At 72.5% G+C, this 21421-nt stretch carries 22 protein-coding genes; 11 read left to right on the top strand and 11 right to left on the bottom strand.

The window, feature by feature from the left end; all coding sequences use genetic code 11:
• Positions 1-84 precede the first annotated feature (84 nt).
• From ELQ39_RS26425 to ELQ39_RS26400, 6 genes are all read left to right on the top strand, one after another.
• Positions 85-960 carry a hypothetical protein gene (locus ELQ39_RS26425; RefSeq protein ID WP_242594318.1) on the top strand — a complete coding sequence of 292 codons (876 nt, stop codon included), beginning with the start codon at positions 85-87 and terminating at the stop codon, positions 958-960.
• Between the two features lie 122 nt (positions 961-1082).
• Entirely contained in the window at positions 1083-1670 is a 588-nt protein-coding gene (locus ELQ39_RS26420) for a pyridoxamine 5'-phosphate oxidase family protein (protein WP_242594316.1), read from the top strand.
• A 3-nt stretch (positions 1671-1673) separates the two neighbouring features.
• On the top strand, positions 1674-2378 hold the full coding sequence (locus tag ELQ39_RS26415) for a L,D-transpeptidase family protein (RefSeq protein ID WP_242594315.1): 705 nt from the start codon (positions 1674-1676) through the stop codon (positions 2376-2378).
• Between the two features lie 88 nt (positions 2379-2466).
• The gene (locus ELQ39_RS26410; RefSeq protein ID WP_225628928.1) at positions 2467-3849 is read left to right on the top strand and encodes a ferredoxin reductase family protein; all 1383 of its coding nucleotides are present in this window, start codon (positions 2467-2469) and stop codon (positions 3847-3849) included.
• Between the two features lie 52 nt (positions 3850-3901).
• Entirely contained in the window at positions 3902-4654 is a 753-nt protein-coding gene (locus tag ELQ39_RS26405; protein ID WP_242594313.1) for an FMN-binding protein, read from the top strand.
• Between the two features lie 55 nt (positions 4655-4709).
• Positions 4710-5447 carry an FAD:protein FMN transferase gene (locus ELQ39_RS26400; RefSeq protein ID WP_242595661.1) on the top strand — a complete coding sequence of 246 codons (738 nt, stop codon included), beginning with the start codon at positions 4710-4712 and terminating at the stop codon, positions 5445-5447.
• A 195-nt stretch (positions 5448-5642) separates the two neighbouring features.
• On the opposite strand, the gene ELQ39_RS26395 is transcribed toward ELQ39_RS26400, so the two are convergent.
• The 6 genes from ELQ39_RS26395 to ELQ39_RS26370 form a co-directional block, all read right to left on the bottom strand.
• On the bottom strand, positions 5643-6200 hold the full coding sequence (locus tag ELQ39_RS26395; protein ID WP_190004153.1) for an arginine repressor: 558 nt from the start codon (positions 6198-6200) through the stop codon (positions 5643-5645).
• Positions 6201-6207: 7 nt separating this feature from the next.
• On the bottom strand, positions 6208-7413 hold the full coding sequence (locus ELQ39_RS26390) for an acetylornithine transaminase (RefSeq protein ID WP_242594311.1): 1206 nt from the start codon (positions 7411-7413) through the stop codon (positions 6208-6210).
• On the bottom strand, positions 7410-8312 hold the full coding sequence (gene argB / locus ELQ39_RS26385; protein ID WP_190004151.1) for an acetylglutamate kinase: 903 nt from the start codon (positions 8310-8312) through the stop codon (positions 7410-7412). Before argB ends, ELQ39_RS26390 begins: the two co-directional genes overlap by 4 nt.
• Positions 8309-9460 carry a bifunctional glutamate N-acetyltransferase/amino-acid acetyltransferase ArgJ gene (gene argJ, locus ELQ39_RS26380; protein WP_242594310.1) on the bottom strand — a complete coding sequence of 384 codons (1152 nt, stop codon included), beginning with the start codon at positions 9458-9460 and terminating at the stop codon, positions 8309-8311. Before argJ ends, argB begins: the two co-directional genes overlap by 4 nt.
• 112 nt (positions 9461-9572) lie before the next feature.
• Positions 9573-10601 (bottom strand): N-acetyl-gamma-glutamyl-phosphate reductase, encoded by a 1029-nt coding sequence (gene argC, locus ELQ39_RS26375; protein WP_242594308.1) that lies wholly within the window; start codon positions 10599-10601, stop codon positions 9573-9575.
• A gap of 239 nt (positions 10602-10840) precedes the next feature.
• A complete protein-coding gene (locus tag ELQ39_RS26370) occupies positions 10841-11284 on the bottom strand; it encodes an Rrf2 family transcriptional regulator (RefSeq protein WP_242594306.1) in 444 nt (147 codons plus the stop codon).
• Between the two features lie 164 nt (positions 11285-11448).
• On the opposite strand from ELQ39_RS26370, the gene ELQ39_RS26365 reads away from it, so the two are divergent.
• Positions 11449-11919, top strand: coding sequence for a nuclear transport factor 2 family protein (locus ELQ39_RS26365; protein WP_225642332.1), 471 nt, complete (start codon positions 11449-11451; stop codon positions 11917-11919).
• A 127-nt stretch (positions 11920-12046) separates the two neighbouring features.
• On the opposite strand, the gene ELQ39_RS26360 is transcribed toward ELQ39_RS26365, so the two are convergent.
• Positions 12047-14536: an alpha-L-arabinofuranosidase C-terminal domain-containing protein gene (locus tag ELQ39_RS26360; RefSeq protein ID WP_242594304.1), complete on the bottom strand. Its 2490-nt coding sequence runs from the start codon at positions 14534-14536 to the stop codon at positions 12047-12049.
• A 144-nt stretch (positions 14537-14680) separates the two neighbouring features.
• Here ELQ39_RS26360 and ELQ39_RS26355 point away from each other — a divergent pair, with 144 nt between their 5' ends.
• The gene (locus ELQ39_RS26355; protein WP_190004145.1) at positions 14681-15136 is read left to right on the top strand and encodes a DUF6314 family protein; all 456 of its coding nucleotides are present in this window, start codon (positions 14681-14683) and stop codon (positions 15134-15136) included.
• Here the strand turns inward: ELQ39_RS26355 and ELQ39_RS26350 are convergent.
• From ELQ39_RS26350 to ELQ39_RS26340, 3 genes are all read right to left on the bottom strand, one after another.
• Positions 15133-15726 (bottom strand): histidine phosphatase family protein, encoded by a 594-nt coding sequence (locus ELQ39_RS26350; RefSeq protein ID WP_242594302.1) that lies wholly within the window; start codon positions 15724-15726, stop codon positions 15133-15135. The genes ELQ39_RS26355 and ELQ39_RS26350 overlap by 4 nt on opposite strands.
• A 132-nt stretch (positions 15727-15858) precedes the next feature.
• Entirely contained in the window at positions 15859-16302 is a 444-nt protein-coding gene (locus ELQ39_RS26345; protein ID WP_242594300.1) for a GNAT family N-acetyltransferase, read from the bottom strand.
• A 40-nt stretch (positions 16303-16342) separates the two neighbouring features.
• Entirely contained in the window at positions 16343-17779 is a 1437-nt protein-coding gene (locus ELQ39_RS26340) for an aminotransferase-like domain-containing protein (protein ID WP_242594298.1), read from the bottom strand.
• Here ELQ39_RS26340 and ELQ39_RS26335 point away from each other — a divergent pair.
• Positions 17778-18695 carry a DMT family transporter gene (locus ELQ39_RS26335; RefSeq protein WP_242594296.1) on the top strand — a complete coding sequence of 306 codons (918 nt, stop codon included), beginning with the start codon at positions 17778-17780 and terminating at the stop codon, positions 18693-18695. The genes ELQ39_RS26340 and ELQ39_RS26335 overlap by 2 nt on opposite strands.
• 194 nt (positions 18696-18889) lie before the next feature.
• A complete protein-coding gene (locus tag ELQ39_RS26330) occupies positions 18890-19090 on the top strand; it encodes a DUF1918 domain-containing protein (RefSeq protein WP_128126111.1) in 201 nt (66 codons plus the stop codon).
• On the opposite strand, the gene ELQ39_RS26325 is transcribed toward ELQ39_RS26330, so the two are convergent.
• Positions 19091-20344: a glycoside hydrolase family 10 protein gene (locus ELQ39_RS26325; RefSeq protein ID WP_443334350.1), complete on the bottom strand. Its 1254-nt coding sequence runs from the start codon at positions 20342-20344 to the stop codon at positions 19091-19093. It abuts the gene before it with no gap.
• 200 nt (positions 20345-20544) lie between these two features.
• On the opposite strand from ELQ39_RS26325, the gene ELQ39_RS26320 reads away from it, so the two are divergent.
• Positions 20545-21405 carry a 3-hydroxybutyryl-CoA dehydrogenase gene (locus ELQ39_RS26320; RefSeq protein WP_225628937.1) on the top strand — a complete coding sequence of 287 codons (861 nt, stop codon included), beginning with the start codon at positions 20545-20547 and terminating at the stop codon, positions 21403-21405.
• Positions 21406-21421: the final 16 nt, after the last annotated feature.

Here is a 21421-nt window from a genome sequence, read left to right as displayed (position 1 = left end):
AAACCGCTTGCGCGTATGACTCGCCGGACGCAGGCGCCGCGTCGCTCCACCCGAGACACACCCGACCCCGAGTGAGGCATTCGCATGTCCAGGGCTCTTCCGAAGTACAACAAGCGCCGTGTCGGCCTGGCCGGCGGCGCCGCCGCGGTGGCACTGACCGGCGCCGTGATCGCGGGCACCGCGCTCGCGGGCGAGTCGTCCGACGGCGGCGGCGCGGACGCCAGGACCCTGGCCGGACCCGGCACGGTCTCCTGCCCGGACGTCGCCTCGCGGCTCCCCGCGGTCCCCGCCTCCGCCCAGGCCGAGGTCACCCGCAACCTGCAGCAGCTCGACCAGCAGATCGCCGAGGCGAACAAGCGACTGGTCGACACCGTCGGCCAGGGCGGCCCGAACTTCGTCCGGAACGCCATCCTCGGCCCGCTCGAGGACAAGCGGGTCGCCACCGTCAACCGCATCGCCACCGCCATAGGCCGCACCGCCGACCGCCCCGCCGGCCTGGACGCCCTGGCCGCGTGCTCGCTCGACGCGCAGGGCGCCCCGGCTGCTCCGGGCCAGGAGGAGACCGGCGGCGCCGGCGCCTCCGCGCCGCCCGCCGAGGACATGGGCGGCGACACGGGCGCGGGCGGCGGTGACACGGGCGCCGGTCAGGGCGGGGACGCCTCCGGCGCAGGCACGGTCTCCTGCCCGGACGTCGCCTCGCGGCTCCCCGCGGTCCCCGCCTCCGCCCAGGCCGAGGTCACCCGCAACCTGCAGCAGCTCGACCAGCAGATCGCCGAGGCGAACAAGCGGCTGGTCGACACCGTCGGCCAGGGCGGCCCGAACTTCGTCCGGAACGCCATCCTCGGCCCCCTCGAGGACAAGCGCGCCGCCGCCATCGACCGCATCGCCCTCTCCATAGGCCGCGCCGCCGAGCGCCCGGCCGGTCTCGCCCCCCTCGCCGCCTGCACGCTCACCAAGTGACGTGACAGGCGCTGTGGCCGCCCCGTTCAAGCGCCGGCCGGGGCGGCCACGGTCTCTTCCACCCCGTACGGGACCGTCAAATGCTTAGACAGGCGAAAGATCTGCCCGGATAATCGGTGGACATGGGAAAAACGTATGAGCGCATCGACGGGCGGCTCCGCACCTTCATCGAGGAGCAGCCGGTCTTCTTCACCGCCACCGCTCCCCTGTCCGCCGACGGCACGGTCAACCTTTCCCCCAAGGGGCTCAAGGGCTCCTTCGCGGTCCTGGACGACCTCACCGTCGCCTACCTGGACTTCGCGGGGTCCAACGCCGAGACCGTCGCCCACCTCCGGGAGAACGGCCGGATCACCCTGATGTGGTGCGCCTTCCAGGGCCCGCCGAACATCGTGCGCGTGCACGGGCGCGGGGAGCCCGTCTTCCGCGACGACCCGCGGTTCAAGGAACTGCTCGCCCACTTCCCCGGCATCGACCCGTGGAGCCACGGGCTGCGCGCGGTCGTGGTCGTCCGTGCCGACCTGATCCGGGACACCTGCGGCTACGCCGTGCCCTACATGGCGTACGAGGGCGAGCGGGACCTGCACGAGAGGCGGTTCGCCAGGGAGGACGACGCCTCCCTGGACGCCTACTTCACCAAGAAGGAGCACGTCGCGACGAGCCTGGACGGACTTCCCGGGCTGCCGTTGCCGCTGCCCCCGTCCAGCATGTGAGCCATGCGCCCACGTCGTGTCCCCGTCGCCGTCCTCGTACCCCTGGCCCTGCTCTCGCTCGGCACGGCGCAACGCCCCGCGTCGCCGCTGCCGGAGCGGATGGCGGACACCGGGGGCGGCACGCAGCTGATCACGGCGGTGGCGGCGCGGACCGGGTCCACCACCGGCACGGTCACCTGGTGGGACCGCAAGGGCGGACGATGGGTGGCGGCCGGCTCCGCGAAGGCCCGCTTCGGCGCGAACGGGCTAGCCGAGGGCACGACCCGCAGGCAGGGCACCCACACCACCCCCACCGGGCTGTACGGCCTGCCGTACGCCTTCGGCGTCGAGGCGGCCCCCTCCGGCACCCGCTTCAGCTACCGGCCCGTACGGCAGAACTCCTGGTGGTGCCAGGACAACGACTCCCGCGTCTACAACCGGTGGACCGAACCCCGGGCCGCCGACTGCCGGGCGAGCCGGGCCGAGCACCTGATCACCTACCGCACGCAGTACGCGCACGCCCTGGTCGTGGACTTCAACTACCGCCGTCCGGTGCGCGGCCGGGGCGCCGGCATCTTCCTGCACGTCAACGGGCGCGGCGCCACCGCGGGTTGCGTGTCCGTGCCGAAGAACGCGATGCGCGAGATCCTGCGCTGGGCGAACCCCGCCCGGGCCCCGCACCTCGCGATCGGCACCACCGGCGGGCGCACCGCGATCACCCGCTACTGAAACAGGCGGCGAATCCACGGTTTTCGCTGAACACTCCGGCGTGGCGGCACGTATGTGAGGGCCAAGGGCCGAGTCCCACGGAGGAACCGTGACCACCACGCTCGCCGGCGGCCGTGCCGCCCGCCGCCAGACGATGCGCCGCATCCGTCCGCGCCGCTCCCCCGCGGTTCCGCTGCTGCTCGCCGTGGGTGCGGGCGCGGTGGCCGTGCTGTGGCTCTGGTGGACGAGCACGCCGTCCATCGCGGACACCACCGGGAAGATCATCGCCGCCGGCCGGATCACCGGTCTGCTCGCCGGATACCTGATGGCCCTGGTCGTGCTACAGATGGCGCGGGTGCCGGCGCTGGAACGGCGGGTCGGCTCGGACCGGGTCGCCCGCTGGCACGCGATGAGCGGCCGCTACACCGTCAGCCTGGTCGTCGCCCACGTCTTCCTGATCATGTGGGGCTACGCCCGGCAGGCCGGCAAGTCCCTCGCCGACATCGCGTCGCAGACGATCACCTCCGTCAACACGCTGCCCGACATGGGCAAGGCCGCCATCGGCACCGGTCTGCTCCTGGTGATCGCCTTCCTGTCGATCGGCCCGGTCCGGCGCCGGCTGCCCTACGACGGCTGGTACCACGTGCACCTGCTGACGTACGCGGCGGTGTTCCTGACGTTCTGGCACCAGATCACCACCGGCAACGAGTTCGCCGTCACCCCGTCCGCGAAGACCTTCTGGTACGGCCTCTACGGCGCCGTGACCGCGCTGGTCCTCTGGTACCGGATCCTCACCCCGGTCCGGCTCAACCTGCGGCACCGGATGCGGGTCCAGGCCGTCATCGAGGAGACGCCCGGCGTCGTGTCGGTGCTGATCGGCGGGCACCGGCTGCACCGGATGGGCGCCGAGGCCGGGCAGTTCTTCCGCTGGCGCTTCCTCGCTCCCGGGATGCGGTTCAGCTCCCACCCGTACTCGCTGTCCGCCGCGCCCCGCCCGGACATGCTGCGGATCACCGTCAAGGCGATCGGCGACCACAGCTCCCGGCTGCGCGAGCTGGAGCCCGGCACCCGGGTGTGGGCGGAGGGCCCCTACGGGGCGCTGACCGCGCAGCGCCGCAGCCGCGGCAAGGTGCTGCTGGTCGCGGGCGGCGTGGGCATCACCCCGATGCGCGCCCTGTTCGAGACGCTGCCCGGCGCCTCCGGCGACATCACCCTGCTGTACCGGGCGAACAGCACGCAGGACCTGGCGCTGTGGGGCGAGCTGGCGAAGATCGCCGACGAGCGGGGCGCCCGGCTGATGTACGCGGTGAACAGCCCCGACGGGGAACGCCCGGACATCTCGGCGGAGAGCCTGCGGCGCAAGATCCCCGACGTCGACCGCCACGACGTCTTCATGTGCGGGCCGCCCGGGTTCGCCCAGCAGGTGTACGCGGCCCTGCGGGACGCCGGGGTCCCCGCGCGCCGGATCCACCACGAGTCGTTCGAGATGTGAGCGGCGGGCCGTCGGCCCCGGTCGCCCGTACCCGTCAGGAGCTTGAGAAGCGATGAGGAAGAGTCACCCCGTCCGGCGCGCCGTTCTGGCGACCGCCGCCACCGTCTCCGGGATCGTGCTGCTGCTGTCGCTGAAACCCGCGTCCGACCCGGGGTCGGCCGAGGCGGCGGGTGGCGCCCCGCCCGCGGCGGAGTCCGTGCAGGGCGGCGCCCGCCCCATCGGGGACGGCACGGTCACCGGCGACGCGGCTCGGACCCAGTACGGGGCGGTGCAGGTGCGGCTGACCGTCAGCGGCGGCAGGATCACCAAGGCCGAGGCCGTCCAGGCGCCCAAGGGCGGCCAGAGCGACCAGGTCACCTCCAACGCCGTGCCCAGGCTCAACCAGGCGGCCGTGCAGGCGCAGGGCGCGGACATCGACGCCGTGTCCGGCGCGACCTACACCAGCGCCGGCTACAAGGAGTCCCTCCAGTCGGCCCTGGACAAGGCGCGCGCCTCCGCGCCCGCCGGCACGGGCGGCGGCGACGCGGCCCAGGCGCGGACGGTCACCGGTGAGGCCGCGCAGACCCAGTACGGCCCGGTGCAGGTACGGATCACCGTCAGCGGCGGCAGGATCACCAAGGCCGAGGCCGTCCAGGCACCCAAGGGCGGCCAGAGCGACCAGGTCACCTCCGACGCCGTGCCGAAGCTGAACCAGGCGGCGGTGCAGGCCGGCACCGCGGACATCGACGCCGTGTCCGGCGCCACCTACACCAGCGCCGGCTATAAGGAGTCCCTCCAGTCGGCCCTGGACAAGGCCGGTGGCTGACACGGTGACGGAACCCGTTGAGGCGCCCGCCGCGGAGCGTCGCGTGGTGGAGACGATGGGGACCGTCTTCTCCCTCGACGTCCGCGGCGGGGAACCCGGCGCGGTGCGCGCGGCGCTGGAGGAGGCCGCCGCCGGACTGCTCCGGGTGGACGAGGTGTTCAGCACCTACCGCGAGGACACCCAGATCTCGCGTCTCGCGCGCGGCGAGCTGGACGTCGGGCAGTGCGCCGCCGAGGTCGCCGAGGTGCTGGAGCTGGCCGCGGAGGCGGAGCGGGTCAGCGACGGCTGGTTCAGCACGCGCTACCGGGGCCGGCTCGACCCGACCGGCATCGTCAAGGGCTGGGCCACCGAACGCGCGGCCCGCCGGCTCCTGGCGGCCGGGGCGTCGGGGGTGAGCGTCAACGGCGGCGGCGACGTCCAGCTGCTCGGCTCACCGGGCACGGGCCGGCCCTGGCGGGTCGGCGTGTCGGACCCGTTGCGCCCGGGTGGCCTCGCCGCGGTGGTATCCGCCGCCGGGGCGCGGGAGCTGGCGGTGGCCACGTCCGGCACGGCGGAGCGCGGCGACCACATCGTCGACCCGCGTACGGGCCGCTCCGCGGTGACCGACCTGGTCGCGGTGACGGTGGTCGCCCCCCGCCTGACCTGGGCGGACTGCTGGGCCACGGCGGCCTTCGCGATGGGATCCCGGGAGGGCCTGCGCTGGCTGGACGCCCTCCCCGACACGGAGGCCCTCCTGGTCACAGCGGGCGACGAGGTCCGCTGCACGGCGAACCTCGCCCAGTGGCTGGGCTGACGAGCGCCCCGTAAGGGGCGCGGGGAACTGCGCGACCAGCCACGTGCGGCCCGCACCCGGTGTGCAACAGGTCCCGGCACCCCGGTGGCCGTACGGGGGTGAAGCACAGGTCCGCTGGGGAGTGCCGCCTGCGCCCACCCGTGCCGCCCTGCGACACGAGCGCCCGCAGGCGGCGGGGGCGCACGACCAGCCCCCTCAGCCCCCGTTCTGGGCCAACCGCAGCAAATGATCGGCCAACGCCTGCCCACCCGTGGGCTCCCTGCTGATCAGCAACAACGTGTCGTCCCCGGCGATGGTGCCGAGGATGTCGTGCAACTCGGCCTGATCAATGGCAGAGGCCAAGAACTGCGCGGCCCCCGGAGGCGTCCGGAGCACGACCAGATTCGCGGAGGCCTCCGCGGAGATCAGCAGCTCCTGCGAGAGCCTCCGCATCCGCTCTTCCTTCGCCGACTCCCCCAGCGGCGCCCGCGGCGTGCGGAACCCGCCCTCGCTCGGCACTGCGTAGATCAGATCCCCGTCGTTGTTGCGGATCTTCACCGCGTTCAGCTCGTCGAGGTCCCGGGAGAGCGTCGCCTGGGTGACGCTCAGCCCGTCGTCGGCGAGCAGCTTCGCGAGCTGGCTCTGCGACCGCACCGGCTGCCGGTTGAGGATGTCCACGATCCGGCGGTGCCGCGCGGTACGGGTCTGCGGCACGGCAGGACCGGCCTGCCCGCCCTGACCCGCCGTACGCCCCTGGTCCTGCTCCTGGCTCATCGTCGTCTCATTCTCCGGATCGTCCTTCCCCACCCGCGCGTCCGGCGGCGTCCAGGATGCCGGGCAGCGCCCCGAGGAACGCGGCCACCGCGTCGTCCCCGAGGTTCAGCGGCGGCATGAGCCGCACGACGTCGGGGGCGGCGGCGTTCACGAGGAACCCGGCGTCCTGAGCCGCCTGTTGCGCCTGGGGCGCGAGCGGCTCGGTGAGCACGATACCCAGGAGCAGGCCCGCTCCCCGGACGTGGCCGATCAAGGCGTGCCCGAGGCCCTCGATCCCCTCGCGCAGCTTCTCGCCCTGCCGCTTGGCGTTCTCCAGCAGTCCGTCGCCTGCGATGGTGTCGAGCACCGCGAGTCCGGCGGCGCAGGCGACCGGGTTGCCGCCGAAGGTCGTGCCGTGATGACCGGGCCGGAGCAGCTGGGCGGCGCGCCCGAAGGCGACGGTGGCGCCGAGCGGCAGTCCGCCGCCGAGCTGCTTGGCGAGGGTGACGACGTCCGGCAGGACGCCCTCGTGGGCCTGGTAGGCGAACCAGTCGCCGGTCCGGCCGACGCCGGTCTGCACCTCGTCCAGCACGAGCAGCGCGCCCTTGGCGGCCGTGATGGCGCGGGCCGCCTTGAGGTAGCCCGTCGGCGGGACGACCACGCCGAGTTCGCCCTGGATGGGTTCGAGGATGACGAGGGCCGTGTCCTCGGTGACGGCCGCGTCCAGCGCCTGGGCGTCGCCGAACGGCACGTGGGTGACGTCCCCGGGCAGCGGCAGGAAGGGCTCCCGCTTGCCGGTCTGCCCGGTGAGCGCGAGGGCCCCCATGGTGCGGCCGTGGAAGGCGCCCTCGGTCGCGACGACGTGGGGGCGTCCGGTGAGCCGGCCAATCTTGAAGGCGGCCTCGTTGGCCTCGGCGCCGGAGTTGCAGAAGAAGACCCTGCCGTCCCGGCCGAAGAGCTGGAGCAGCCGCTCGGCGAGGGCGACGGTCGGCTCGGCGAGGAAGAGGTTGGAGATGTGGCCGAGGGAGGAGATCTGCCGGGTGACGGCCTCGACGATCGCCGGGTGGCCGTGGCCGAGGGCGTTGGTGGCGATGCCGCCGACGAAGTCGAGGTACTCCTTGCCGTCGGCGTCCCAGAGCCGCTGTCCCTCGCCGCGCACGAGGGGGAGGCGGGGCGTGCCGTAGTTGTTCATCAGTGCGCCCTGCCACCGGGCGGTCAGTTCCGCGTTGCTCACGACTCCCCCTGTTCGTCGGGCACGACCATGGTGCCGATGCCCTCGTCCGTGAAGATTTCCAGCAGGATCGAGTGCTGGACCCGGCCGTCGATGACGCGGGCGGTGTTCACACCGCCCCGCACGGCGTGCAGGCAGCCCTCCATCTTGGGCACCATGCCCGAGGACAGCTCCGGCAGGAGCTTCTCGAGCTGGGACGCGGTGAGACGGCTGATCACCTCGTCGCTGTTCGGCCAGTCCTCGTAGAGTCCCTCGACGTCCGTGAGGACCATGAGGGTTTCGGCGCCCAGTGCAGCAGCGAGTGCCGCAGCCGCCGTATCAGCATTGACGTTGTAGACATGGTGGTCGTCCTGGGAGCGGGCGATCGACGAGACGACCGGGATGCGGCCGTCGGCGAGCAGGGCCTCGATCGCGCCCGTGTCGATCTCGGTGATCTCGCCGACCCGCCCGATGTCGACCGGTTCGCCGTCGATCTCGGGCTGGTGCTTGGTGGCGGTGAGGGTGTGGGCGTCCTCGCCGGTGAGGCCGACGGCGAGCGGGCCGTGCCGGTTGAGCAGGCCGACCAGCTCGCGCTGGACCTGCCCGGCGAGCACCATGCGGACGACGTCCATGGCGTCCTCGGTGGTGACGCGCAGGCCGGCCTTGAACTCGCTGACGATGCCGTGGGTCTCCAGCGCGCGGCTGATCTGCGGACCCCCGCCGTGCACGACGACGGGCTTCAGTCCGGCGTGCCGCAGGAAGACGACGTCCTGCGCGAAGGCGGCCTTCAGCTCCTCGTCGACCATGGCGTTGCCGCCGAACTTGATGACGACGGTCTTGCCGTGGTGCCGGGTCAGCCAGGGCAGCGCCTCGATGAGGATCTGCGCCTTGGGCAGCGCGGTGTGCTTACGGGTGACGGTCATGAGGAGTAGGCGCTGTTCTCGTGGACGTAGTCGGCGGTGAGGTCGTTGGTCCAGATCGTGGCGGTGGCGTCGCCGGCGGACAGGTCGGCGACGATGTGCACCTCGCGGTAGCGCATGTCGACCTTGTCGCGGTCCTCGCCGACCCCGCCGTTCTTGCACACCCAGACGCCGTTGATGGCGACGTTGAGCCGGTCGGGCTCGAAGGCGGCCTTGGTCGTGCCGATCGCGGAGAGCACGCGGCCCCAGTTGGGGTCCTCGCCGTGGATCGCGCACTTGAGGAGGTTGTTGCGGGCGATGGAGCGGCCCACCTCGACGGCGTCGTCCTCGGTGGCGGCGTTCACGACCTCGACCTTGATGTCCTTGCTGGCGCCCTCGGCGTCACGGATGAGCTGGCCGCCGAGGTCGTCGCAGACCTGCCGCACCGCCTCCGCGAACTCCTCGTACTCCGGGGTGACGCCACTGGCGCCGGAGGCGAGCAGCAGCACGGTGTCGTTGGTGGACATGCAGCCGTCGGAGTCGACGCGGTCGAAGGTGACCTTGGTGGCGGCGCGCAGCGCCTTGTCCAGGGTCGCGCCGTCGACGTCGGCGTCGGTGGTGAGGACGACGAGCATGGTGGCGAGGCCGGGGGCGAGCATGCCCGCGCCCTTGGCCATGCCGCCGACCGTCCAGCCGTCCTTGGTGACCACGGAGGTCTTGTGGACGGTGTCCGTGGTCTTGATGGCGATGGCGGCCTTCTCGCCGCCGTGCTCGGAGAGCTGGGCGGCGGCGGTCTCGACGCCGGGGAGCAGCTTGTCCATGGGGAGCAGGACGCCGATGAGGCCCGTCGAGCAGACGGCGACCTCGCCGGCGCCGACGCCGAGCACCTCGGCGGCCTTCTCGGCGGTGGCGTGGGTGTCCTGGAAGCCCTTGGGGCCGGTGCAGGCGTTGGCGCCGCCGGAGTTGAGGACGACGGCGGCGAGCTGACCGCTCTTGAGGACCTGCTCGGACCAGAGCACCGGCGCGGCCTTCACGCGGTTGGAGGTGAAGACGCCGGCGGCGGCGCGGCGGGGGCCGTCGTTGACCACGAGGGCCAGGTCGGGGTTGCCGTTCTCCTTGATCCCGGCGGCGATGCCCGCCGCCGTGAATCCCTTTGCTGCCGTCACACTCACTGTGTCTCCTCGTTCGCCCCGCCGCGAAAGCGGCTGATGTCTCGGCCGCCCGTGCCGCGCAGAGGTGCGGGCATCGTGATCACCTGCGGCCCGGTGGCTGCACGCGCGTCGCTCACGGCGCGACTCCGATCGTCGAAAGCCCGGTGGTCTCGTCGAGACCCAGGGCGATGTTCATGCTCTGGACGGCACCGCCCGCGGTGCCCTTGGTGAGGTTGTCGATGGCGCTGATCACGACGATCCGGCCGGCGGCCGGGTCGTGGGCGACCTGCACCTGGACGGCGTTGGAGCCGTACACGGAGGCGGTGGCGGGCCACTGTCCCTCGGGGAGGAGGCGCACGAACGGTTCGTCGGCGTACGCCTTCTCGTAGGCGGCGCGCACGGACTCGGCGGTGACGCCGGGCTTCGCCTTCGCGGAGCAGGTGGCGAGGATGCCGCGGGGCATCGGCGCCAGGGTGGGCGTGAAGGAGACGGTGACGCGCTCGCCGGCCGCCGCGCTGAGGTTCTGGATCATCTCGGGGGTGTGCCGGTGCCCGCCGCCCACGCCGTACGGCGACATGGAGCCCATGACCTCGCTGCCCAGCAGGTGCGGCTTGGGCGACTTGCCCGCGCCGGAGGTGCCGGACGCGGCGACGACCACGGCCTCGGCCTCGGCGAGCCCGTCGGCGTAGGCCGGGTACAGGGCGAGGGAGACGGCGGTGGGGTAGCAACCGGGCACCGCGACACGCTTGGACCCCTCCAGCGCGGCGCGGCCACCCGGCAGTTCGGGCAGGCCGTAGGGCCAGGTGCCGGCGTGCGGGGAGCCGTAGAAGGCCTCCCAGTCGGCGGCGTCCTTCAGCCGGAAGTCGGCGCCCATGTCGATCACGAGGACCTCGTCGCCGAGCTGCTCGGCGACGGCGGCGGACTGGCCGTGCGGCAGCGCGAGGAAGACGACGTCGTGTCCGGCGAGCGCCTCGGGGGTGGTGGGCTCCAGCACCCGGTCGGCCAGCGGCAGCAGGTGCGGCTGGAGCGCGCCCAGGCGCTGTCCGGCGTTGGAGTTGCCGGTCAGGGCGCCGATCTCGACCTCGGGGTGCGTCAGGAGCAGACGCAGCAGCTCACCGCCCGCGTACCCGCTCGCTCCGGCCACCGCCGCACGTACCGCCATGGGAAAACCCTCCTCCTGGATGGCATGACTATACGTTTCCCTGCACGTTTATGCAACGCGGTGCCCGCGAGCCGCCGCCCTGACGCCGCTACGTCTCCGGGACCTCGGCGTGACACCGCTGGACGTGGGCCAGGGCGACGCCCTCCCCGGACGGTCGTCGCGGACCCGGAGGGCACCGCGTGCCGCATGCTGGAGCCCCGCGAGATCTACCCCTGCACCGGCCCGGGTCGCCCAGCTGATCAGAGAGGTCGGCGAGGTGTCGCGAGTACGTCCTCGAGAACCTTCTCGAGCGTGACGCGGGCCAGTTCGCGCCGCAGGGTCTCCTCGATGCCCTGGTAGATGCCCCGCATCGCCGGCTGGATGCCGTGACCCACCACGCATCCCTGGTCCGGGGTGGTGCGGTGCATCGCGAACAGCGGGCCGGGTTCCACTGCGTCGTACACGTCGAGCAGGGTGATCGACCCCAGCTCGCGCGCCAGCGACCAGCCCGCGCCCGCGCCCCGCCGGGACTCCACGAGCCCGGCCCTGCGCAGTTCGCCGAGCAGCCGCCTGATCACCACGGGGTTGGTGTTCGCGCTGGCTGCGATCTTCTCGGAGGTGGCGACCTCGTGGCCCTGGCGCTGGTAGAGACCGATCCAGGCCAGCGCATGGGCGGCAATCGTCAGCCTGCTGTTGGCGCTCATGACCCTCCTCCGGTCGCAACGCCCCATGTTACGACAACATCGTCGTAACAGTGTAAGTTGCGACCATCTGCCGTAACTATTATCGTTACGACAGCCGGGGAGGGCCGATCGCAGACAAGCGCGAGCGGATCTCGAGCGTGTGGGGAATTCAGAGGAGAGCAGAAATGGAAAGCAACGAAAAGACCGTTCGCGAGGCTTACCGGCTCGCGGAAGGGAACGTCCTCGACGGTGACGGTTTCCTGGCCTTGTTCACCGAGGACGGGTCGTTCAACGACATGTCGACCTCGCAGAGTTTCCGCGGGGAGCAGATCCCTCAGGTGATCGCGGGCCTCGCCCGCTCGTTCCCCGATGTACACCGTGAGCTGCTCGAGGTACACGCGTTCGGTGATGTCGTCGCCGTCGAGTTGCGAATCCAGGGGACGCATCTCGGAGGGTTTCCGACTCCGGCCGGCGAGATCCCACCGACCGGGAACCGGATCGACGTGCCGGCGGCGGACCTCTGGTACCTCCGTGACGGAAAGATCGAGAGGTTCAATTGCTACAACGCGATGAACGTGTGGCTCGACCAGATCGGGGTCCACCCCGACTTCAAGTCCGCAGTCGAGGCCACCGGGACAGCAGCCACGACGGCGTAACTCCGCCGGTCGGCCGAGTGTGCGACGGAAGTTCCGCGCTCGCCGGTCACCTCACCGCCCACGGCCTGGTCGGGCGAACCCTCGGGGCCGGTCCTGGCCGGCCCCGAGGGTCACGCGTTCCGCGTGGTCACCTCCGGCCGATCCTCATGAACGTCACCGAGTGCGGCGGGAAGGTGTACGTGAACCTGTCTGCCACGCCTGGGAACGTCGAGGTCACCGGGGCGACCGGGGTGTCCGTCTCGGTGTTCACCTCGTCCGGGTCGGCGGCCAGGGTGGTGACCCGGGCGCGGGAGGAGACGCGCGCCGAGCCGAGGCCGACGGAGGTGCGGGCCTCGGACGGCTGGGCGTTGACGACCTTGAGGAGCAGGTCGCCGGTGCGGGCGTCCTCGGTGACGACCTGACGGAACGGCTCGGCCGGCTTGTCGTCGGTGAAGCTGCCCCACTCCTCGCCGTCGAGGAACAGGGTGACCTGGCGGCCGCGCACCTCGACCCGGATGTCGTAGGCGCGACCAGTCTCGATCGAGCCGGGCTTGGAGAGCAGCGTGGACTTGCCGCCGTCGACGGCCTGCTCGACCGCCGAGCGGGTGTTGTTCCAGCCGCCCAGGTTCCACCAGTAGTAGTTCCCGGTGTCCTTCACGCCGAAGGCGATCAGGAAGCCCTCCTTGCCCGACCGCTTCTCCGCCGTGACCCGCAGGTCGTAGTCGCGCCACTCGGGGTCGCCCGCGGTGACCAGGGTGTTCTCGGCGGTCTCGTCGGTCTGGACGTAGCGGCCGTCCTGGACGGTCCAGCTGCCGCCGCCGACGTGACGCCAGCGGTCGGCGCCGGCCGAGAAGTCGTCGCTGAGCAGCGTGGCGCCGTCGGCAGCCGTCACCTCGACGTCGTCGTAGGCGGCGCTCGTCGCCCAGGTGGAGAGGCCGACCGCTCCGGTGACGGGGCCGCTGACGCCGGGTGTGGTGCTCGCCCGCGAGGGGACGACGCGGTCGCCGACGTTGTTCATGAACAGCTTCTGCACCTCGTAGTTCGCCGAGCCCCAGGAGGCGCGGTTGTTGAACCAGATCATGTCCGGCCGCCACTGCACGTAGTCCTCGTTGGCCAGCAGCGGCGCGTACGAGGCGAGCTTCACGACGTCGGCGTTGCGCTCGAGGCCGGTCATGTACGCCGCCTCGGCCAGGGCGTTCTTCCAGGCGTTGCCCTGAGAGGCGTACTCGCCGACGAAGACCTTCGGGCCCTGCCGGTCGTAGGAGTCGTAGCGGTCGTTGTTCCGGAGGAACCACTGCGGGCTGTTGTAGTAGTGCTCGTCGACCATGTCGACGCCGCCCTCGCGGTTGAGCCGCCAGGCGGTGTCGAAGACCGTGCCGGTGTCGTCCGGACCGGAGTTGGAGATCACCGTGATGCCCGGGTGCTCCGCCTCGACGGCGGCGCGGAAGCGCTGGAAGCGGGCGAAGAACTCATGGGGCAGGTTCTCCTCGTTGCCGACGGCGATGTGGGTGAGGCCGAAGGGCCTGGGGTGGCCCATCTCGGCGCGCAGGCCGCCCCACTTCGACGTCCTCGGGCCGTTGGCGAACTCGATCAGGTCGAGGGTGTCCTGGATGTGACGCTCCAGCAGCGCCTCGTCGTCGGTGGCCTCGTTCTGGCCGCAGCCGGTGACGAGCGCGGGGACGACCGGGAGCGGCATCGCGCCGACGTCCTCCGCGAAGCGGAAGTACTCGTAGTACCCGAGCCCGTAACTCTGGTTGTAGCCCCAGAAGTTGGCGTTGGTGGCGCGCTCCTCGACCGGACCGACGGTGTCCTTCCACTGGTAGGCGCGCTTGCGCTGCCAGCCGGAGGATTCGCTGTAGTCCTCCATGGAGCCGGTGTTGACCAGGCAGCCGCCGGGGAAGCGGAGGAATCCGGGCTTCAGCGCGGCGACCTTCTCGGCGAGGTCCTTGCGCAGCCCGTTGGGCTGGTTCCTGTACGTCTCGCGCGGGAACAGCGACACCATGTCCAGAGCCGCGTCGGCGGAGGTCGCCACGGTGAGACGGCCGCGGTTGCTGGTGCGGGACGCGGTGAACGCGGCCTTGTACTGCGTCCAGCCGCCCCGCACGGCCACCTTGCGGCTGTCGGCGAGGGCGCCCGCCGCGTCCTTGAGCGTGACCGTGAGAGTGGCGCCCGCCCGGGCGCGGGCCCACACCGAGAAGTCGTACCGCTTGCCCTGCTCGACCCGGATGCCGGTGTTGTAGCCGGCGTTGGTGACGGAGGAGCCGGCGCCGAGGGACAGGTAGGTGCGGTTGCGCTCGTTGAGCCGGCCGGCGTCGTCCGCCGCCTCGGCCGTGCCGGAGACGGTCCAGGAGGTCAGAGGCGTGTAGGAGGCGTGGTCGGCGGTGGAGTACTCGAACGAGCGGTTCTGGACGAGTTCGGCGTACAGACCGCCGTCGGCGGCCCGGTTGATGTCCTCGAAGAAGACGCCGTACATCGTGTCGTCGATCGCCGGGCCACGGGCGACGGTGTCGACGGTGATCGTGTAGTCGGTGACGGGCTCCGCGTGGGCGGGGACCGGCAGCAGGACGGTGGCCGTCAGCAGGGCGGCGCCGGTGAGGACGGCTCTGCGGCGGGTGCGGTGCCGGGCGGTGCGTGACATGGATACTCCGCGGCTCTTGGGGGGAGTGGGGCGGTGGTTCGATATGTCGGACGCTGTGCAGCACTTCGAACGGCAAGATAGGGAGGGGGCAGGAGCACGTCAATGGGGCGTGCGGCACCGGGGAGCACGGGAGGACTGGACGCCATGGGTGAGTTCTGGCCGGTACCCGACGCGCCGGCGTATCTGGCCGGCACCTGGCGGGCCGAGCGTGTCGTGCGGGACCTGGCGAGCGGGGACGAGGGGCGGTTCACCGGAACCGTGGTGTTCGAGCCGCTCGAGGACGGCGACGGTCTGCTGCAGCGGGAGTCCGGCGACTTCACCTGGCGGGGCGTCACCCGGCCCGCCGAGCGCACGCTCCGCTTCCTGTCCGGCCCCGACGGCACGGCGGACGTACGGTTCGCGGACGGCCGCTTCTTCCACGGCCTGGACCTCAGGTCCGGCCGGCACATCGCCGACCACCCCTGCTCGGCGGACCTCTACCGGGGCGAGTTCACCGTCCGGGACGCGGACCACTGGCGCGCGGTCTGGCGGGTGCGCGGCCCGGCGAAGGACCTGGAACTCGTCACGGAGTACGCACGAACTCCCGCCATGGGAGGTTAAGCGCGCAAGGGCTGGACCGGGACGCTGTCCAGCCGCAGGCTCCAGCGGCCCGGCCGCCCGGCCACGCTGATCGTCGACAGCGAGCGGACGTCGATGTTCCAGTAGGTGGCGGGCGGCGCCTTGAGCGCGTAGACGAGCGCCGCGCGGATCACGGACGGCTCGGCCACGGCGACCACCCGGCAGTGGTCCTCGGCGGGCCGCGTGTCCAGCCAGCCGCCGACGCGTCCGATGAAGTCCAGCAAGGACTCCCCGCCGTGCGGTGTGGACCCCGGGTCGGTGAGCCAGGCGTCCACCGCCTCCGGCTCGCGGGCCATCGCCTCGCCGAGGGTCAGTCCACGCCAGCGCCCCATGTCGCAGTCGCGCAGGGCGAGCTGGACGAGCGGCGCGTAGCCGAGTCCCTCCCCGGTGGCGCGGCTGCGCGGGGCCGGGGAGCAGTAGCGCAGGTCGGCCGCGGCCAGGGGCAGCAGTTCGTGCGCGACGCGTTGCACCTCGCTCCATCCGGCCTGGTCCAGCGGCCGGGAGTCCTCGAAGCGCTCGGACAGCACCGTGGAGCTCCCCGCTGCGGCGACGAACGTGACCCGAAGTGCCATGCGGCGATGGTCAGCCGCCGGGGTCGGCCGGTCAAGAGGTGCCGACCGGCCATGACGCATGGTGGCGCGGCCCTCACCCTCCGGCGAGGGCATACGGAACAATCCCGCCCTCCGCACCCGCCGGAGCGGGCGTCACGACTGCTCGAAAAGCAGCGCCATCCACTGGTCCGGCCGCTCCAGTGGCCGGAACCCGAGGGGCGCGTACACCTCGTGCGCGTCGTGCGTCGCGAGCAGGACGCGCCGTACGCCGTACTCGCGCACTTCCTCTCGTACGGCGGTGACCAGCGCGGTACCGAGGCCCTTGCCGCGGACGGCGGGGTCCACGTACACGTCGCACAGCCAGGCGAAGGTGGCCCGGTCGGTGATGACACGGGCGTACGCCACCTGCGCGCCGGTGACCGTGTCGTACACGCCGAAGTTGAGCGAGCCGCCGATCGCCCTGTCCTGTGTCTCGCGGGGACGGCCGAGGGCCCAGTACGCGTCGGTGGACAGCCACCGGTGCACGGTGTCGCCGTCGATGCGGGCGGGGTCGGTGGAGATCTCGTAGCCCTCGGGGAGGCGGGAGTCGGCAGTCATGCGCCGATGCTGGCAGCCGGCGGCGGCGGGCGTCGAGCCGTTATCCCACCACCTGGGACCAGGCCGTGCGCAGCCGGTGCACACCCTCCGTGATCTCGCCGATGCCGGCCACGGCTGCGAAGCTCAGGCGCAGGTGTCCGGCGGGCGGTTCCGCGCTGAAGTAGGGACGTCCGGGGGTGACGGCGACACCCGCGCGCAGGGCTGCGGCGGTCAGGGCGGACTCGGACGCGCCGTCGGGCAGGCGCAGCCACAGGTGGTAGCCGCCGGAGGGGATGTGCGGGAGGGCCAGGCCCGGCAGCTGGAGGCGGAGGGCCGCGGTCATGGCGTCGCGGCGGGTGCGCAGGGCGGTGGCGACGGCGCGCAGGTGGCGGGGCCAGGCGGCCGAGCCGACGAGTTCCAGGGTGGCCTCCTGGAGCGGGCGCGGCACGAAGAAGGTGTCGACGATCTGGATGGCCCGCAGCCGCTCCAGCACCGGGCCGTGCGCGGCAAGAGCGCTCACCCGGAAGCTGGGCGAGGTGGCCTTGGTCAGCGAGCTGACGTGCACCACCACGCCGTCGGGGTCGTCGGCGGCGAGCGGGCGCGGCAGCGGGCCCGCGTCCTCGTGCACGAGCCGCCGTACGAAGTCGTCCTCGACGACGAACGCGCCGGCCTGCCGGGCGATGCGCAGCACCTCGGCGCGCCGCCCGGGGGCGAGGACGGCGCCGGTGGGGTTCTGGAAGAGGGGCTGGCAGACGAAGACGCGGGCGCCGGTCGCGCGGAAGGCGTCGGCGAGCAGGGACGGCCGTACGCCGTCGGCGTCGACCGGGACGGGGACCGGGCGGAGTCCCGCGGCGCGGGCGATGGCCAGCATGCCGGGGTAGGTGGGCGACTCGACGAGGACAGGCGCGCCGGGCGGGGCGAGGGCGCGCAGGGCGGTGGTGAGGGCGGACTGTCCGCCCGCGGTGACGAGCACACCGGCCGCCGTCACGGGTCCGCCGATGGCACGCGCGAACCATTCGCGCAGCTCCGGCAGTCCCTCCATGGGCGGGCGGCCCCACGCTCCGGGCCTGCGTCCGGCGCGGGCCAGCGCGGCCGCCATGGCGCGTTCGGGCTGGAGCGAGGGGTGCAGATAGCCGCCGTTGAACTCGATCACCCCGGGTGCGGGGGCGGCGAGCGAGACGAGGACGCCGGACGCGTCGACCGAGCGCGGTACGAGGTCGGCGGCGCCGTCGGCGCTGAGGGCGACCTCCTGCCAGGAGCTGTCACCGGTGGGGGCGGCCGGTGTGCGGGGCGCGGCACGGAAGGCGCCGGCGCCGGGCCGGGTGACGACCAGTCCCTCGGCGGCCAGTCGCGCCAGGGCCCGGGAGACGGTCACGGGGCTGACCCGGAACCGCTCGACGAGGGCGCGGCTGGACGGGAGCTTCTCACCGGCAGAGTAGCGGTCCAGCTCCTGTCGGAGCTGTTCCGCCAGTTCACCGACGCTGCTACTCTCTTGCATGAGAGCACAGAGTAGCGCTACTGCCACGGTTCCGATAGCAGTTCCCGCTCCCCCGCGCGGCCGTGGCTTCGGCACCCTCCAGGCCGCCCTCGGGGTGGTCGCCTTCTCCCTGACCTTCCCCGCCACCGCCTGGGGACTGGAGGGCTTCGGCCCCTGGTCGCTGGTGGCGGTGCGCAGCGTGCTCGCGGCGGTGATCGCCGGGGGCTGTCTGCTGGCCCTGCGCGTCCCGCTCCCCGCCCGCCGCCACTGGGCGGGGCTCGCGGTGGTCGCGGCGGGGGTGGTGCTCGGTTTCCCCATGCTGACCACGCTGGCACTGCAGACGTCCACGACGGCGCACGCCGCGGTCGTCGTCGGCCTGCTGCCGCTCACCACGGCCCTTCTCTCGTCCCTGCGGACGGGCTCACGCCCCTCGCGCACCTTTTGGGCGGCCGCCCTCGCCGGCGCGGCGGCAGTGGTGGCGTTCACCGTGCAGCAGAGCGGGGGCGCGCTGACGACGGCGGACCTGTACCTCTTCGGCGCCCTGCTGATCTGCGCGGCCGGCTACACCGAGGGCGGCCGGCTGGCCGGCGCCATGCCGGGCTGGCAGGTCATCGGCTGGGCGCTGGTGCTGTGCCTGCCGCTCACGGTGCCGGTGGCCGCGGTGGCCCTGACCGCGGAACCGGTCCACCTCACCGCGCACAGCGTGACCGGCCTGCTGTGGGTGGCGGCGGGCTCCCAGTTCCTCGGCCTGATCGTCTGGTACCGGGGCATGGCGTCCATCGGCATCCCGAAGGCCAGCCAACTCCAGCTCGCCCAGCCCCTGCTGACCCTGTTCTGGTCGGTCTTCCTCCTGGGTGAACACCTCCCCCTGGCGGCACCGCTCACGGCGGTGGCGGTCCTGGTGTGCATCGCGGTGACACAGCGGGCGAGGGGTTAGTCCGCGGACGCGGCCGGCCGAACAGGACGTGACACGGCCCGGGCCGGGCGGGACGTCCGGGGCGCGCTCCCGCCGAGGGAGGTCGGGCCCGGCCGCAGCCCCCGGCGACGACGTCGGACCACTGCCGTCGTGGGTCTCCCGCCGTAGACTCGTAGGAGCATGGACCGCTGCTCCCGTCAGGTGAGGAGGCGACGATGCGCGCAACCGTGGGTGACCGTCTTGTCCAGCACGGCAGGGTGGTCGGCCAGCACGACAAGGTCGGCGAGATCGTCGAAGTGCTCGGCCGGGACGGCGACCCGCCGTACCGGGTCCGGTTCGAGGACGGGCACGAGGGCATCTGCTCCCCCGGCCCCGACACCGAGATCCGGCACCGGGAGGTCGTGACTCGGCACTGATCAGGACGGGGGCCCGGCGGGCCGGCCGTAGTGGTCGGCCACCACCCGTGCCATCGCCCCGACCGGATCGGCCGTCACCTCGCGCGCCGCGAAGAACACGTGCCCCCGCACCTCGGGGTACCGCCTCGCCAGCGTGAGGTGACGGGACAGTTCGGCGGGGTCCTGCCAGGCAGCCGGCTGCGCCGGGTCCCCCGCCTTGTACAGCGCCTCCCCCGCGTACAGCCGCGTGCCCGAGCCGCGTACGACGTCGGCCCACCAGGGCAGCAGCTTCGCGTAGTCGGCCGCGGCGAAGCCGATGTTCCAGTACAGCTGCGGGCAGATGTAGTCGATCCAGTTCTCCAGCGCCCACTTCCGCGTGTCCGCGTGCAGGTCGTCGTACGACTGCACGCCCGCGCGGGTGTCGGACCCCCGCGCGTCGACGTCGGCGTTGCGCCACACCCCGAAGGGGCTGATGCCGAAGCGGGTGCCGGGGCGGATCGTCCGGAGCGCCTCGGCCGTCTCGTGGACCAGCCGGTCGACGTTGTCCCGCCGCCAGGCCGCGCGGTCCGGGAAGGCGGCCCCGTACCGGTCGTAGGCGGCGTCGTCGTCGAAGGTCTGCCCGGCCACCGGGTACGGGTAGAAGTAGTCGTCGAAGTGGACCCCGTCGACCGGGTAGCGCCGCACCGCGTCCAGCATCGCCTCCCGCACGAACGCCCGGACCTCGGGCAGCCCCGGGTCGTAGTACAGCTTCCCGCCGTACGGGATCACCCAGCCGGGGTTGCGGCGCGCCGGGTGGGAGGCGGCGAGCCGCGTGGGGTCGGCGTGCACGGCGACCCGGTACGGGTTGAACCAGGCGTGCAGCTGCAGCCCGCGGGCGTGCGCCTCGACGACCGCCGTGCCGAGCGGGTCCCAGCCCGGGTCGGCGCCCTGCGTGCCGGTGAGGTACTGCGACCACGGCTCGTGCGGTGACGGCCACAGCGCGTCGGCCGTGGGCCGCACCTGCAGCATCACCGTGTCGAGGCGGGCGCGGACGGCGGCGTCGAGGTGGGCGAGCAGTTCGGCGCGCTGCCGGTCGGCGCTCAGCCCGGGCCGGGACGGCCAGTCCCGGTTGGTGACGGTGGCCACCCACATGCCCCGCATCTCACCGCCCGCCGTGCCTCCACGCCCCGGCCCGCCCGCCGTGCCCGCGTGCGGCGCGGGCCGCGGTGCGGCGGACCCCTGCGTCGTCGTCGCCAGCGCGGCCAGCCCCGCCGCCGCGAAGCCCCTGCGTGACACCCGCACCCTCGCCCCCTTGCCTCCGCTGCGGCGACATCTGCCACGATCGTCCCGGAACCGCCTGGTCAGGGCGGGTCGCCCGGCCAGGATGCCCCACCCCCGCGATCGATCATCGATACTTCGGAGTAACGTGCACGAACGGAGCAGGCGCCGGGACCCGGCACCCTGCCACAGCCGTAAGCAGTAGCGAAAGGGACGATGTGACCGACATCGAACGCGTCGGAGTGGTGGGCTGCGGTCAGATGGGCGCGGGTATCGCCGAGGTGTGCGCCCGTTCCGGGCTGGACGTCAAGGTCGCCGAGACCACCGGCGAAGCCCTGGAGATCGGCCGTACCCGGCTGTTCAACTCCCTGTCGAAGGCGGCGGAGCGCGGCAAGATCGGTGAGGAGGAGCTGGAGGCCACGCAGGCCCGGCTGACCTTCACCACGGACCTCGGCGAGTTCGCCGACCGTGACCTGGTGATCGAGGCCGTCGTCGAGAACGAGCAGGTGAAGACGGAGATCTTCCAGGTGCTCGACCAGGTGGTGACCCGCCCCGACGCGATCCTGGCGTCGAACACCTCCTCCATCCCGCTGGTGAAGCTGGCCGTGGCCACGTCCCGCCCGGACCACGTCATCGGCATCCACTTCTTCAACCCGGCCCCGGTGCAGAAGCTGGTCGAGCTGATCCCGGCGCTCACCACCTCCGAGGGCACCCTGAGCCGCGCGCAGGTCTTCACCGAGAAGGTGCTGGGCAAGCACGCGATCCGCGCCCAGGACCGCTCCGGCTTCGTGGTCAACGCGCTGCTGATCCCGTACCTGCTCTCCGCGATCCGGATGTTCGAGTCGGGCATCGCCAGCCGCGAGGACATCGACAACGGCATGGAGATGGGCTGCGCCCACCCGATGGGCCCGCTCAAGCTGTCCGACCTGATCGGTTTGGACACGGTGGCCTCGGTCGCGTACTCGATGTACGAGGAGTACAAGGAGCCCCTGTACGCGGCTCCGCCGCTGCTCCAGCGCATGGTGGACGCGGGGCGGCTCGGCCGCAAGACGGGGTCGGGCTTCTACTCGTACGAGTGACGGTACGAGCGCCGGC

Source organism: Streptomyces sp. GB4-14 (assembly GCF_022696125.1).
GTDB classification, from domain to species: Bacteria; Actinomycetota; Actinomycetes; order Streptomycetales; family Streptomycetaceae; genus Streptomyces; species Streptomyces werraensis.
The sequence above is the reverse complement of the archived record's forward strand: the minus strand, read 5'-3'. Positions and strand labels throughout refer to the sequence as shown.